General features: G+C 40.1%; 12 protein-coding genes, 2 pseudogenes and 1 riboswitch. Of the genes and pseudogenes, 9 read left to right on the top strand and 5 right to left on the bottom strand.

What is annotated here, in order from left to right; genetic code table 11:
- Positions 1-210, bottom strand: a pseudogene (locus tag L634_RS0125865) (IS5/IS1182 family transposase); the annotation flags it as partial.
- Between the two features lie 619 nt (positions 211-829).
- On the bottom strand, positions 830-1,453 hold the full coding sequence (locus L634_RS0125860; protein ID WP_026584925.1) for a LysE family transporter: 624 nt from the start codon (positions 1,451-1,453) through the stop codon (positions 830-832).
- A 162-nt stretch (positions 1,454-1,615) separates the two neighbouring features.
- Here L634_RS0125860 and mgtE point away from each other — a divergent pair, with 162 nt between their 5' ends.
- Complete coding sequence (gene mgtE, locus L634_RS0125855; protein WP_026584924.1) at positions 1,616-2,971, top strand: magnesium transporter; 1,356 nt, start codon at positions 1,616-1,618, stop codon at positions 2,969-2,971.
- A 74-nt stretch (positions 2,972-3,045) separates the two neighbouring features.
- Positions 3,046-3,225, top strand: coding sequence for an H-type small acid-soluble spore protein (locus L634_RS0125850; protein ID WP_026584923.1), 180 nt, complete (start codon positions 3,046-3,048; stop codon positions 3,223-3,225).
- Positions 3,226-3,258: 33 nt separating this feature from the next.
- Here L634_RS0125850 and L634_RS34035 read toward each other — a convergent pair whose 3' ends face one another.
- Positions 3,259-3,411 (bottom strand): hypothetical protein, encoded by a 153-nt coding sequence (locus L634_RS34035; protein ID WP_198029831.1) that lies wholly within the window; start codon positions 3,409-3,411, stop codon positions 3,259-3,261.
- A 170-nt stretch (positions 3,412-3,581) separates the two neighbouring features.
- Here L634_RS34035 and L634_RS0125840 point away from each other — a divergent pair, with 170 nt between their 5' ends.
- The 7 genes and pseudogenes from L634_RS0125840 to L634_RS0125805 all read left to right on the top strand — a co-directional run bounded on the left by L634_RS0125840 (position 3,582) and on the right by L634_RS0125805 (position 11,191).
- Complete coding sequence (locus L634_RS0125840; RefSeq protein WP_026584922.1) at positions 3,582-3,923, top strand: metal-sensitive transcriptional regulator; 342 nt, start codon at positions 3,582-3,584, stop codon at positions 3,921-3,923.
- 13 nt (positions 3,924-3,936) lie between these two features.
- Complete coding sequence (copZ, locus tag L634_RS0125835; RefSeq protein ID WP_026584921.1) at positions 3,937-4,143, top strand: copper chaperone CopZ; 207 nt, start codon at positions 3,937-3,939, stop codon at positions 4,141-4,143.
- Positions 4,144-4,283: 140 nt separating this feature from the next.
- Complete coding sequence (locus tag L634_RS0125830; RefSeq protein WP_026584920.1) at positions 4,284-6,719, top strand: heavy metal translocating P-type ATPase; 2,436 nt, start codon at positions 4,284-4,286, stop codon at positions 6,717-6,719.
- 27 nt (positions 6,720-6,746) lie between these two features.
- Positions 6,747-6,902, top strand: coding sequence for a hypothetical protein (locus L634_RS33630; RefSeq protein WP_157452462.1), 156 nt, complete (start codon positions 6,747-6,749; stop codon positions 6,900-6,902).
- 97 nt (positions 6,903-6,999) lie between these two features.
- Positions 7,000-7,224, top strand: a pseudogene (locus tag L634_RS31790) (glutaredoxin family protein); the annotation flags it as partial.
- Between the two features lie 311 nt (positions 7,225-7,535).
- A riboswitch (cobalamin riboswitch) is annotated at positions 7,536-7,730 on the top strand.
- Between the two features lie 189 nt (positions 7,731-7,919).
- Entirely contained in the window at positions 7,920-10,142 is a 2,223-nt protein-coding gene (locus tag L634_RS0125810) for a ribonucleoside-diphosphate reductase subunit alpha (protein WP_034263258.1), read from the top strand.
- Positions 10,143-10,153: 11 nt separating this feature from the next.
- Complete coding sequence (locus L634_RS0125805) at positions 10,154-11,191, top strand: ribonucleotide-diphosphate reductase subunit beta (RefSeq protein ID WP_026584918.1); 1,038 nt, start codon at positions 10,154-10,156, stop codon at positions 11,189-11,191.
- A 364-nt stretch (positions 11,192-11,555) separates the two neighbouring features.
- Here the strand turns inward: L634_RS0125805 and bioB are convergent, their stop codons facing one another.
- Entirely contained in the window at positions 11,556-12,548 is a 993-nt protein-coding gene (gene bioB, locus L634_RS0125800; RefSeq protein WP_026584917.1) for a biotin synthase BioB, read from the bottom strand.
- Between the two features lie 25 nt (positions 12,549-12,573).
- Complete coding sequence (locus L634_RS0125795; RefSeq protein WP_026584916.1) at positions 12,574-13,170, bottom strand: biotin transporter BioY; 597 nt, start codon at positions 13,168-13,170, stop codon at positions 12,574-12,576.
- Positions 13,171-13,557 lie beyond the last annotated feature (387 nt).

The raw sequence follows: 13,557 nt of genomic DNA, 5'->3' as shown, positions 1-13,557 counted from the left end.
GTACAAATAGCCAATAAACATCATTTTGAATAGAAGTAGAGGATCCGTTGGTCGACCGTTGTCCTCACTATAATATGGGCGAACCTTATCTAAAATGGTTGAAAAATCTATGTACTGATCTATTTTTCGCAGAAGGTGGTCCGAAGGAACAAGTTCATCAATAGACACAAATTCAATTTCATTTTGCGAAGATTCTTTGGGTTTAAACATGTAAATTCACCACAATCTATAGGATTTAATGGGTTAATTATAACATATTAACNCGGTGAATAATTAAAGTTAACTATTAAAATAAAGGCTGTCGATAGTTTCTCGACAGCCTGAGCACCTGAATAGGTGCTCATTTTTTTTAAACATAATAAAGGTTTATTTCTAAGTGAAAAAGACATTGGATAGGTGGGTTCTATTCCAGGTTTATTCCTATTAATATTGTGGTAATATGTTTTTTTGCATTTATTTGGCGAAAATATGCACCATTTATAAAAATTTATGACTCACTTTCGCTCACTTATGCGTCACTTTCAAATTATATGCACCACTCCCCATTCTACCGTCTGTTTGAGGAATCAATCCTGTTCTTTTAAAAGATCTTGTCGAAAAATATTGCTAAAATTGTGCTAAATGTTAGATAAAGTTAAAATGCTGCTAGTAAATTTGCATATTTGGTGCATAAATACAAAGGCATGCTCGATATATTTCCAAACATGTTAGATAAAACTAAAAATAGGCTAGGTAAATGTTGGCATCCTTTCTGAATATCCCCTTGACTGTGCTCCAGCCCTTCTTTCCAAACAAATTGCGAAGGCTATTTGTACTTATGTACCCGTTCTCAAAATAACAATTTATAGGCCTGCAAACCAAAGTAAATGCCGAACCCAATCAATGATAAACCTGACAATATCGAAATTAAGGCAAGAATCTTCCCTGTTAAAAATCTTCTAAAACTGCTGGCGACACCGGCCATAGTCAAATCCCATAGCAGAAGCCCGATAAAAATGGCGCCGCTGTATAAAATGACATGTGCCTTATCATACTCAGCTGCCGTTTTAGCGAGTACGGAACCATAAATCCCCAGCCAGAATAAAATAGTTAATGGATTAGATAATGACATCAGAAACCCGGACATAAAGGACTTAATAGAAGATTCATCTCTCCCTCTTTTGCTCGATACGATTTTTCCTGCACTTACCAGGCTTTCTACCCCAGTATAGACTAGAACAAAAAATCCAAAGCACCAAAGAAATGCTTTCATAATTGGAATCTCAAGAAAGTGAACAACACCAAGATAAACAGCTAGCATATAAATAGCATCAGCGGTCATGGCACCTAGACCAACGAGCCAGGCATGGAAAAATCCGTTTTTGATGCCTTTATCGAGCTGGGCGGCATTAATTGGTCCAATCGGCGCTGCCAGAGAGAGACCCAAGAGTACATAACCTAAAAAAATACTCATCTTTTACAACTCCCTAACGTAAACACTGTTTGTACACATTGTATTCCTGTAAAAAGAAGGATAGGACAACTTTTAACAGAAGCATTAATATGGCCGTTTTATTGTCCGGCTTTTTCGGGAATAACAAAAGGGATAAACGGAGTGTCTTTTGGAGGAGAAAACATGCCAAATAAAATGTCCGAAAATCAAATAACCCTTGAAATTATAAAAGCATTGAAAGAAACAAAGAGGTTCAGTTTCCAAAATATCATTACAGAGCTGCAGCCTTATGATATTGCCCGAATTTTTGAAGGGTTGCCTGTAAAGCATCATCCGCGTTTTCTTCTTTACATGAACCCCGATCAAATTGCCGAATTAATTCAGGAACTTGAACAGGATTATCAAGCAAGGGTTCTTTCCTTGTTAGGTATTGAAAAGTCAGGTGAGGTACTTGACCTGATGGATAATGACGATATTGCCGCATTATTGGAAGGGATGTCCCCTGAAAGGATGGAAGAGCTTCTGTCCGGCATGAAAATCGAAGAATCCCGAATTGTAAAAAGTATAATGAAATATCCACCTGAAACAGCTGGAAGGCTTATGACGAATCGGTTTGTCTGGATTCCGCAGCATTATACTGTCCGTGACACAGTTGAAAAAATGAAGTCCTTTGCTGAATACTCTGAGACAATCAACTATTTATATGTAGTCGATGAAGAAAAGAAACTTGTAGGTGTCGTCTCATACAGGGATTTGATACTTGCCAATGAGAATGAAAAAATTCAGGATATTATGTATAGCAGGGTTATCGCAGTTCCAGCGGATACTGATCAGGAAGAGGTAGCAAGACTGATTGAGAGGTATGACTTCCTTGCAATCCCAGTTGTAGAAGATGGACAGCTGGTTGGCATTGTTACATTTGATGACATAATTGATGTTGTAATCAGTGAAGCAAATGAAGATATTGAAAAGCTATCCGCTTCAGGAAGGGCAATTGATTTTGATACAAAGCCGCTGGTAGCTGCATACAGAAGGCTTCCATGGCTAATCCTGCTATTATTTATTGGGATTGTTTCCGGTACAATCATCAGCGGCTTTGAAGAAACTTTATCTCAGGCAGTTGCACTAGCCTTTTTTATGCCCATGATTGCCGGGATGACAGGAAATACAGGAACTCAGTCATTGGCAGTTGTTGTCCGCGGGCTAATTAATAGAGACTTGGATAAAAAACTGGTGGCAAAGTTAGTTTTCCGGGAACTTAGTGTTGGCATCATCATAGGAGTGACGTGCGGTATCCTAATAGCGGTAATTGCTTATGTATGGCAGGGCAGCCTAATCCTTGGATTGGTTGTTGGCACATCTTTAATTCTTACCCTTATTATCGGAACGCTTGCAGGAACGATCATTCCATTAGTTTTATATCGGTTTAATATTGATCCCGCTGTTGCTTCGGGTCCATTAATTACAACACTGAATGATATTTTGTCATTGCTTATTTATTTTGGGCTAGCTACCATTTTTATAACAAAATTGACTTAAATAGTGTTTTTATTAGTATAAAAAATTTATCCCCTGCAAAAAATATAATGAAAAAATGCAGGGGAGTGTTTTGAATGGATGCAAGACGAGTAAAGCAAATTCTATCATCATCAGCTGATATTGAAGTAAAATACAATGGTGCTTCTGTTTGGATCGATAAGCTAAACGAAGATGGGAGAACAGCTACTGTTCATCTTCGAGGGCCGCTCGAGGAAAGATCAGAAGTAGAAATAGCAGAGCTTGAAGAACTATAACATTAGAAAGGCCGCCGAAATAGGCGGCTTTGTTTAGTATCCTTCATGGCTGGCTTCATTTTCAGTCCGTTCATTTAAATACTGGTTTTCGGCTGAAGCAAAGTTCACCGATTGCAGGCTAACTTCTTTGTCTATCCCATATAAGTCCTTGCTGGAATCTTCCATTAATGTTTGTTTTTTCTTCATGTATATCCCCTCCTTCGAATGTTATGTTTCCGTTAGTATGAACAGGGAATTTGAATATCATAATAGGGAAAAATGAACAAACAGCAAAAAAATGGAGTGTTTTTTGAATGCACAACACTTTACATAGGGTACCGGGGTATAATATAATGTGACTAAAGGAGGCGGACCAAATGGCTTTTGAATTAGAAAATGATGAATTATCGGCTGAGAGCTGCTGTTCAATTGACTCAGAAAGAAAAAGTCACCATTCCGAAAAAGTTAAAAAGAATTTGACTACCAGGCTGAACCGAATCGAAGGGCAGATTCGCGGAATAAAAGGACTTATTGAGAAAGATACCTACTGTGATGATGTGATTACACAGATCTCTGCAACTCAGTCTGCCTTGAATAGTGTGGCAAAGCTTTTGCTGGAAGGCCATTTGAAAAGCTGTGTAGTAGAAAGAATCCATGAGGGCGATGATGAAGTTCTGGATGAATTTCTAGTAACAATCCAAAAGTTAATGAGGAAATAAGGAGAGGATAAATATGGAAAATACTACATTGAAAGTAAGCGGTATGTCTTGCGGACACTGTGTTAAAGCAGTAGAGGGCAGCGTTGGTAAATTAAATGGTGTAGAAAAAGTATCAGTTGATCTTGAAAACGGGCAGGTACAAGTTCAATATGATTCTTCAGCGGTTACACTTGATCAAATCAAGGATACAATTGACGATCAGGGCTACGATGTTGAATAGTTTTGCGGGATGGAACGTGTGGTTAAAACACGTTCTCTTTTTTTAAAAATTTTTAGTTTTATTTGGTTGACATATAGGGTAGAGGGGTATAGTATATTGTTATAAAAGATAAACCTCACTTAATTAAAGGAGTGGTAAATATGAGCGATGCAGCATTAAAAGAAGTACAATTGCCTATATCAGGGATGACCTGTGCAGCTTGTTCTTCCCGCATCGAGAAAGGATTAAATAAGCTTAATGGTGTTCAAGAAGCAAATGTCAACCTTGCACTGGAAAAAGCATCAATTAAATACAATCCTGAAGTAATTTCTGTTCAGGAATTTGAGAAAAAAATTGAGGATCTTGGATATGCAGTTGTTTCTGAAAAAGCTGAAATTGATTTAATAGGCATGACCTGTGCTGCGTGCTCAGGACGTATTGAAAAAGGGTTAAATAAACTTCAAGGCGTTAAAAAAGCTGCTGTGAATCTGGCTCTTGAGACAGCCACGATTGAATACAATCCTGAACAGGTATCTGTCCAGGATATGATCAAGAAAGTAGAAAATCTCGGATATCAAGCAAAATTAAAACAAGATGATAATACCGAAAGCGCTAATTATAGGGAAAAAGAAATTGAAAAGCAAAAAGGGAAATTTATTTTTTCATTAATTCTTTCTATCCCGTTGTTTTGGTCCATGGTAGGCCATTTTGAGTTTACCGCATTTATTTATGTGCCTGATATGTTTATGAACCCGTGGGTACAGCTTGCACTCGCTACTCCTGTTCAATTTTTTATTGGGAAGCAATTCTATGCAGGTGCATACAAAGCACTTAAAAATAAGAGTGCCAATATGGACGTTTTGGTAGCTCTCGGAACTTCTGCTGCCTATTTTTACAGTTTATATCAGTCAATTTTATCGATTGGCACAAATGCACATATGGTTGAACTTTATTATGAGACGAGTGCCATATTAATTACTTTGATTATATTAGGTAAGTTGTTTGAGGCTCGGGCAAAAGGCCGGTCTTCCGAGGCGATAAAAAAGCTGATGGGACTCCAGGCAAAAACGGCAACTGTTTTGAGAAATGGTGAAGAGCTTGAAATCCCGCTTGAAGAAGTGCTTGTTGGGGAGATCATTTATGTAAAGCCGGGTGAGAAGGTTCCGGTTGATGGGGAGATAACAGAAGGCCTATCAGCATTGGATGAGTCGATGCTGACTGGGGAAAGCGTGCCTGTTGATAAAACTGTCGGCGATACAGTTATTGGCTCAACCATTAATAAAAATGGATTCCTGAAGATGAAAGCCACGAAAGTCGGCAAAGACACAGCCCTATCACAAATTATTAAAGTGGTTGAAGAAGCACAAGGGTCGAAAGCGCCAATTCAGCGGCTTGCAGATAAAATATCAGGTATTTTTGTCCCTATTGTAGTTTCAGTCGCATTCATAACTTTCTTTGTTTGGTATTTATGGGTAAGTCCAGGAGAGTTTGCAGAGGCGCTAGAAAAATTAATTGCCGTACTTGTCATTGCATGTCCTTGTGCCCTTGGTTTGGCAACGCCAACTTCCATAATGGCTGGATCAGGACGTGCAGCAGAATATGGCGTTCTTTTCAAAGGCGGAGAGCATTTGGAGCTAACGCATGAAATCACAACTGTTGTCCTTGATAAAACAGGAACGGTTACACATGGGAAACCTGTTTTAACAGATGTGATCGTGGAAGGGAACATGGAAGAGAATACTTTCCTTCAGCTTGCCGGCTCAGCCGAGAGACAGTCGGAGCATCCTTTGGCAGAAGCAATTGTTAAGGGAATAAAGGAAAAAGGATTTACTTTATTGAATCCTGAAGAATTTGAAGCAATTCCTGGATTTGGTATTAAAGCTAAAGTAGAAGGCAGAGAGCTGCTGATCGGCACTAGAAGATTAATGCAAAAATACAATATTGACATTGAGACAGCAAAGCCTAAAATGGAGTCACTTGAGGACAATGGCAAAACAGCAATGCTGGTAGCAATTGATGGACAATACATGGGTATTGTAGCCGTTGCCGATACTGTAAAGGAAACATCCAAAGAAGCAATCAAGCGTCTGAAGGATATGGGGCTTGAAGTGGTCATGATTACAGGCGATAACAAACGGACAGCTCAGGCTATTGCTGAAGAAGTCGGCATTGATGCTGCTATTGCAGAAGTTCTTCCTGAAGGAAAAGCTGGCGAAGTCAAAAGGCTTCAGGAACAAGGGAAAAAAGTCGCCATGGTCGGGGATGGGATTAATGATGCACCTGCTTTAGCAATTGCGGATATCGGGATGGCTATTGGCACAGGTACGGATGTTGCAATGGAAGCAGCTGATATTACATTGATGAGAGGCGATTTGAATAGTATTGCAGACGCAATCCTATTGAGTAAAAAGACGATATCCAATATAAGGCAAAACCTGTTCTGGGCCTTCGCTTACAATACGCTTGGCATACCAGTGGCAGCTCTAGGTTTCCTTGCTCCATGGCTAGCCGGAGCCGCGATGGCATTTAGCTCAGTATCGGTTGTTTTAAACGCTTTGCGCTTGCAAAGAGTAAAATTAAATGAAAAGAACGGGTAAATAATTGGACGGAAGGGGCTGGCTATCATGAAAAAATACGCAGCTGCAGCAATTGCCTACCTGGTTCTTGTGATGGCGGGTTATACGGTATATGACACTGTTCTGGCCGAACCAGATCAAGAAAAGCGTGAAATAGAAATGGAGAACCATGAAATAAATGAAGAAACGGAAAAACATGAATAGACCGGTATAAAAAGTAGCCATTTTTCGAAAGGAATGCTGTTCGTTGAAAATAAACCTCACGCTATTTACAAGACCTGCTTGACAGGATTGTCAGGCAGCGAAAGAGTTTCTTTTGCAAAATAATGTTTTTTATACTGAAGTAGACCTGTCAAAAGACCCCGGAAAAGAAACGGATCTAATCGGACTAACAGGCAGCCGCATCGTTCCTGCCTTTCTTTTTGAAAAAAAGAAATGGTATAGAGGAACTAAGAAAAGGCACCTAATAGGGTTTGAGGTGAATCAAGACGAAATTAAAAGTATTATTGCGAACGATAGTTTTTAACGAAAAGGAAGAAGGAGGCTGCAGCCCCCTTCTTCTTTTTTAGTACATCAAAATATCCATTCATCTACAGCTGCCAGAATGGCAGTGCCTGAGCGAAGAAGAAGTAAAACGGAGAAAATTCCGGCAACGAATCTTTTCATTTTGAATCACTCCTGTTATGAATTTCATCTTAAGAATACGGGTTAATTGTCGAGAAATTATTGAGGAAGAATGAACTAAATGTGAAGTGTTTCCTTCAAAAGGTTTGTAATCTATTTTTCTGTGTGTTAGAATTACCTACAACATATAGTAATGATTTGAAAAATAAAAACTACATATAGATCGTGATTGGTGTCCTAAAAGGACTTAATAGGGAATCCGGTGAAATTCCGGAGCTGTCCCCGCAACTGTAAATGCAGACGAACAAAGCATGCCACTGTACAAGCCGCTATAAGGTTGCTTGTATGGGAAGGGCTTTTAGTAGATTGAAGCACAAGCCAGGAGACCTGCCAAGGCGATCGAAAGTTTCTAATCTCCGGGGACTGAGATGATGAAACGATGGTGTAATGGCATTTAGGAAAAGTTTGTTGCAAGCTAATTATTGATTTTTGCTTTCTATTGGCTGAAACGTATAACTTTTAGTTCCGGCTATTATTCTTTCGTTTGATCCGCTCATTTCCGGGCGGATTTTTATTTTGCCATTAGGAGGAAGCAAGATGGTACAAACTTTACAGACGATTGAAATATTAGAGGAGCTCAAAAAAGAGTTTCCGCAGCTTGATGTTGAACATTTATATAAAAGGACTCAAGAGATGGGGCAGCTAAAGGATGAAGGAATATATGATCAGCTAATTTTAGAATGTCTATCGTTTATCAGCATGGATGAGCCGGATTGGACATTTGCGGCCTCGCGGCTGCTTTTGAACAAACTCTATATGGAGGCTGGCAAAAATAGAGAATGCTTGCCTGAGGAATGTTATGGAAACTTTTATAAATTAATTGAACGGCTGACGGTTTTGGGAATCTATGAGGCCGATTTATTGGATACTTATTCAAAGGCCGATATTAGGGAACTGGAAAAAGCCATTAGGAAAGAAAATGACTATCTATTTACATATATAGGGCTCAAAATGCTGGCAGACCGCTACCTGGCAAGAGACAGGCAGAAAAATTTGTTTGAGCTTCCGCAGGAGAGGTTTATGGTCATAAGTATGGTATTAATGAAAAAGGAGCATCCGGACAAACGGCTTGATCTGGTTAAAGAGGCCTACTGGGCCATGAGCGGGCTATACATGACAGTTGCTACTCCTACATTAGCAAATGCGGGGAAAAATTGGGGGCAGCTTTCTAGCTGTTTTGTCGAGACGGTAGATGACAGCCTTGATGCCATTTACGACAGCAATACGGATATTGCCTCCCTGTCAAAGAATGGCGGCGGGATTGGTGTCTATCTGGGGAAAATCCGCAGCAGAGGCAGTGATATTAAAGGTTTTAAAGGTGCCTCTTCTGGAGTGATCCCGTGGATGAAGCAGCTGAATAATACAGCAGTCAGTGTGGATCAGCTTGGACAGCGCCAAGGAGCGGTTAGCGTATATCTCGATGTCTGGCATAAAGATATTTTTTCATTCCTTGATGCAAAGCTGAATAACGGAGATGAAAGGCAGCGGACACATGATTTATTTACAGGTGTGTGCATTCCGGATTTGTTTATGGAAAAGGTGGAAAGCCGAGGGCATTGGTACTTGTTTGATCCGCATGAAGTCCGCACGGTAATGGGTTTCTCTCTTGAAGACTTTTACGATGAAGGGGAGGGCGAAGGCTCTTTTCGCCAAAAATACAAGGAATGTATTGACAGTCCGATTCTCTCAAGGGAGAAGGTGCCTGCAATCGAGATAATGAAATCCATTATGAGAAGCCAGCTTGAAACTGGAACACCCTTTATGTTTTATCGGGATGAAGTGAATCGGAAAAATGCAAACTCACACTGCGGTATGATTTATTGTACAAATCTTTGCACCGAAATTATTCAAAATCAAAGTGTGACAAAGAGGGTTGAAGAATATACGAAAGATGGAAAGATCATCATTGAAAAAATACCAGGGGACTTTGTTGTCTGCAATCTATCATCAATTAATCTGGCGAGAGCCTGTCAATTTAATGCGCTTGAGAGACTTATACCCATTCAGGTACGGATGCTCGATAATGTCATTGATATTAATAATATCCCTGTACTTCAGGGGCAGATTACCAATCAAAAATACCGGGCAATTGGGTTGGGAACCTTTGGCTGGCACCATTTGCTGGCATTGAAAAAGGTTCCATGGGAGAGTGAGGAAGCCGTGGACTTTGCTGATGCGCTATACGAGAAAATTGCCTTTTTAACCATAAAATCTTCTATGAAACTTGCTAAAGAAAAAGGAAAATATTCTGCTTTTGAGGGATCTGATTGGGAGAGCGGCGCCTATTTTAAAAAACGCGGATATTTCGATTCGGAGTCAAGCTTGAATTGGTCAGTTTTGAAAGATGAAGTAAGAGAATTCGGCGTTCGCAATGGTTACCTGCTGGCAGTTGCTCCGAATGCATCTACCGCATTGATTGCAGGCAGCACCCCAAGTATTGATCCGATTTTCAATAAACAGTATTCCGAGGAGAAAAAAGATTATAGGATTCCTGTAACAGCACCAGATTTAAACAGCGAAACGATCTGGTATTACAAATCGGCCTACCATATTGACCAGGAGTGGAGCCTTTTGCAGAATGCAAAAAGGCAAAAGCATATCGATCAGTCCATTTCATTTAATTTTTATATTCCTAACAATATAAAAGCGATCGATCTATTAAATTTGCATCTATCAGCATGGAAGAAGAGATTAAAAACAACTTATTATGTACGTTCAACTTCGTCTGAAATTGGAGATTGTGAATCTTGCTCAAGCTAAAGGAGGAACTTATGGAAACATTAAAAAAACGCCCATTAATCAATCAAGCAGCTCCGAATAAAGCAACTTCTATTATAAATGGTGAGTGCTCGAATATTCTAAACTGGGATGATGTCCGTTTTGCATGGGCATACCCGAAATATAAAAAAATGCTTGCGAATTTCTGGACACCATTTGAAATTAATATGTCTCAGGATATAAAGCAGTTTCCTGAATTAAAAGCGGCCGAACAAGAAGCTTTTCTTAAAATTATCGGTTTGCTGGCGCTGCTGGACAGCGTGCAGACAGATTACGCAGGCAAGGTGGCAGATTATTTAACGGACTCAAGCCTCTCTGCGCTTATGATCATACTTGCGCAGCAGGAGGTAATTCATAACCACTCTTATTCATATGTGCTTTCGAGTCTTGTAACGAAACAAAAACAGGATGAGGTGTTTGAGTTCTGGAGGACTGAGCCAATTCTAGCAGAGAGAAATGAGTTCGTTGTAAATGGATATAGCGACTTTGCGGAAAATCCAAGCCCGGAGAATTTATTGAAATCGATTGTCTTTGATGTTGTTCTGGAGGGGTTATTTTTCTACTCAGGTTTTGCATTCTTTTATCATTTGGCCAGGAATCAGAAGATGGTTGCGACTTCTACTATGATTAATTATATTAACCGGGATGAACAAATCCATGTTGATTTATTTGTAAAGATATTTAAAGAAATATTGCAGGAAAATCCTGAATTGAAGACAAAAGAACTGGAGAAGTTTGTTCGGGATACTTTTAAACGGGCTGCAGAATTAGAAATTGAATGGGCTCGGCATGTTATTGGCGAAAAAACGGAAGGCATATTGCTGTCTGATGTTGAAGCCTATATCAGGTTTTATGCAAATGTTCGCTGCAATCAGCTGGGGTATGAACGTCCTTTTGAAGGCTATCGTACAAATCCGCTCCGCTGGATTGTAGCTTATGAAGAAGTGGACCATGGCAAATCGGATTTCTTTGAACAAAAATCAAGGCAATATACAAAGGTGCAGGTTGATAATGGTTTTGATGAATTGTAGCCATATCTTCACATGTAAGGACCTAAATTGATGAAGCGCAGTTTTTAACATAGTAAAACTTCATAAAAAAAGATCCTGTATTTCACACAATCGCAGGATCTTTTTTTTATTTGGCTCTGTTAAATTTGCCTGTTGATTTCAGCACGGGGCACTCAAGCTTTCAGCGGGCGGTCCGATGCTCCGAGGTGCATTCGCACCTGCGGGGTCTCCCGCTGACACGCTTCTCCCGCAGGACATTGAATAAGCTTCCCCGAGTTAACACCTCGTCGTAAGGAAATGCGGTAGCATTTTCGAGGAGCTCGTACCTTCCGCTCCAATCAACAGGCTGCTAAAATCAACAATAAACTTTAACACAGCCTTTTATTTAAGTTAAAACAGGATTTTCCGAAACGAAGTCAATCTCAAAGCCTAGATCCTTCAGCATTTGATGATCCGCTGTGCTTTCCTGTCCAGCTGTTGTCAAGTAATCGCCCACAAAAATGGAATTTGCCGGATAGAGGCCAAGCGGCTGAAGGCTGCGAAGATTAACTTCACGTCCGCCGGATATTCTGATTTCCTTAGTAGGATTAATGAATCGCATGAGGCACAGCACCTTCAGGCAATAGCGCGGATTCAGCTCAGCTGTTCCTTCAAGCGGTGTGCCGTCAATTGCATGCAAAAAGTTGACAGGGATTGAATCTGCATCAAGGGCTTTTAGGCTTCTGGCCATCAAGATGACGTCCTCTTTAGTTTCTTTCATACCGATAATGACGCCGGAGCAAGGTGAAATTCCGGCTTCCTTGATTAATTGGACAGTATTTACTCTGTCCTGGTATGTATGAGAAGTCGTGATGCTTTCATGGTGATTTTCAGAGGTGTTGATATTATGGTTATAGCGGTCCACTCCAGCTTCCTTCAGCTTTTCGGCCTGTTCAGGTTTTAGGAGACCGAGGCAGGCACATACCTTCATACTATAGTTTTCTTTTATTTCTTTAACAGCTGATACAACTTCATCGAGTTCCTTATTGCTTGGGCCCCTGCCGCTTGCAACGATGCAATACGTGCCGACATTGAGCTGATTTGCTTGTGACGCACCTTTTATGATGGAGTCTTTATCCATCATTCGATATTTCTCAATAGGGGCGGTTGAAATGCTCGATTGGGAGCAATAGCCGCAGTTTTCAGGACAAAGGCCTGATTTGGTGTTAATAATCATATTTAATTTGACTTGATTGCCATAATGATAATGGCGAATTTTATAAGCACTTTGCAATAAATCCAGCAGTTCGTCATCTGGACAATTTAAAATTCCCATAGCTTCCGAGTCTGTCAGTTCATATCCTTCCAGTACGTTTTTTGCTAAATCTCGATAATTCATGTAACCACTCCTTAGGTTTTTAATATCATGCTGCAGGGTTTATGTTCCTGAATTGGCTGCGGGCAAATACTCTATGCTCCAGCCGGTTGGCCATTATACCGGCAAAAACTGATAGAATAATATCTTTTGGAAGAGGGACCACCATCCATAGCCATGCCATTTGATAAGTAAATCCTTCTGGTGCTGTAAACCAAAGCTTGTAAGCTATATACATCCAATTCGTCCCAAAAACATAATTGATTACCATACCAACAATGGCTGCAGCAACATAAACTGGTAGAGACTTTTTCTTTTCGATGATTTTTCCAGTTACATAGGCAGTGATAATAAACGATAGGATAAACCCAAAAGTGGGACTTAGCAATGAAGCAAAACCACCGCCAAATTTAGCAAATACCGGAGCACCTGCAAGTCCTACAAAAGCGTAAACGCCCATTGTAATTGCTCCTAATCGGCTTCCTAAGATTGCCCCTGCCAATATGGCGAAAAAGGTTTGCAGTGTAATAGGAACTCCCCCAATAACCATAAATGGAACAAATGAGGTGATGTTTGCTCCAACTGCCATAAGGGCAACAAACATACCAGCCAAAGTTAAATCAATCGTTCTTAACCTATTTTTCATATGATGCCTCCTGATGAATCAATATTTATACAATTTAGAATAATAGGAGAGGCCACTAATGTCAACTTATAATTATTTAGGTTAACATAATTTGGCGGAATTCTTTGCAAGATGAATCATTGTGGAAGAGGATAACTAAAATGAATTGTTCAGATGTGAACGGGCTTATAGTATAAGAATAAGAGGAGGTGGTTTGGATAGTTCCCATGAGCTTTTCCCGAGAAGGAATATTAATACATGGGCACTCTATGAAGGCATCTTTTTTAAAAATTAGCTCTGTTAAATTTGCCTGTTGATTTCCGCTGCAGGCACTCGCTTTCCGCGGGCGGTCCGGGAGCCTCCTCGGTGCATTCGCACCTGCGGGGTCTCCCGCTGACACGCTTCTCC

It is taken from the genome of Bacillus sp. J33, from assembly GCF_000518885.1.
Taxonomy (GTDB): Bacteria; Bacillota; Bacilli; order Bacillales; family Cytobacillaceae; genus Cytobacillus.
Note: the sequence above shows the minus strand (reverse complement) of the source record. Positions and strands in the feature narration are given on the sequence as shown.

Bases quoted from the DNA above. Each gene is read 5' to 3' on its own strand.
- L634_RS0125830 (WP_026584920.1), top strand. From the start codon at position 4,284: ATGAGCGATGCAGCATTAAAAGAAGTACAATTGCCTATATCAGGGATG.
- L634_RS0125840 (WP_026584922.1), top strand. From the start codon at position 3,582: ATGGCTTTTGAATTAGAAAATGATGAATTATCGGCTGAGAGCTGCTGT.
- L634_RS0125795 (WP_026584916.1), bottom strand. From the start codon at position 13,170: ATGAAAAATAGGTTAAGAACGATTGATTTAACTTTGGCTGGTATGTTT.
- L634_RS34035 (WP_198029831.1), bottom strand. From the start codon at position 3,411: ATGAAGAAAAAACAAACATTAATGGAAGATTCCAGCAAGGACTTATAT.
- L634_RS0125860 (WP_026584925.1), bottom strand. From the start codon at position 1,453: ATGAGTATTTTTTTAGGTTATGTACTCTTGGGTCTCTCTCTGGCAGCG.
- L634_RS0125805 (WP_026584918.1), top strand. From the start codon at position 10,154: ATGGAAACATTAAAAAAACGCCCATTAATCAATCAAGCAGCTCCGAAT.
- L634_RS0125810 (WP_034263258.1), top strand. From the start codon at position 7,920: ATGGTACAAACTTTACAGACGATTGAAATATTAGAGGAGCTCAAAAAA.
- mgtE (WP_026584924.1), top strand. From the start codon at position 1,616: ATGCCAAATAAAATGTCCGAAAATCAAATAACCCTTGAAATTATAAAA.
- bioB (WP_026584917.1), bottom strand. From the start codon at position 12,548: ATGAATTATCGAGATTTAGCAAAAAACGTACTGGAAGGATATGAACTG.
- L634_RS0125850 (WP_026584923.1), top strand. From the start codon at position 3,046: ATGGATGCAAGACGAGTAAAGCAAATTCTATCATCATCAGCTGATATT.
- L634_RS33630 (WP_157452462.1), top strand. From the start codon at position 6,747: ATGAAAAAATACGCAGCTGCAGCAATTGCCTACCTGGTTCTTGTGATG.
- copZ (WP_026584921.1), top strand. From the start codon at position 3,937: ATGGAAAATACTACATTGAAAGTAAGCGGTATGTCTTGCGGACACTGT.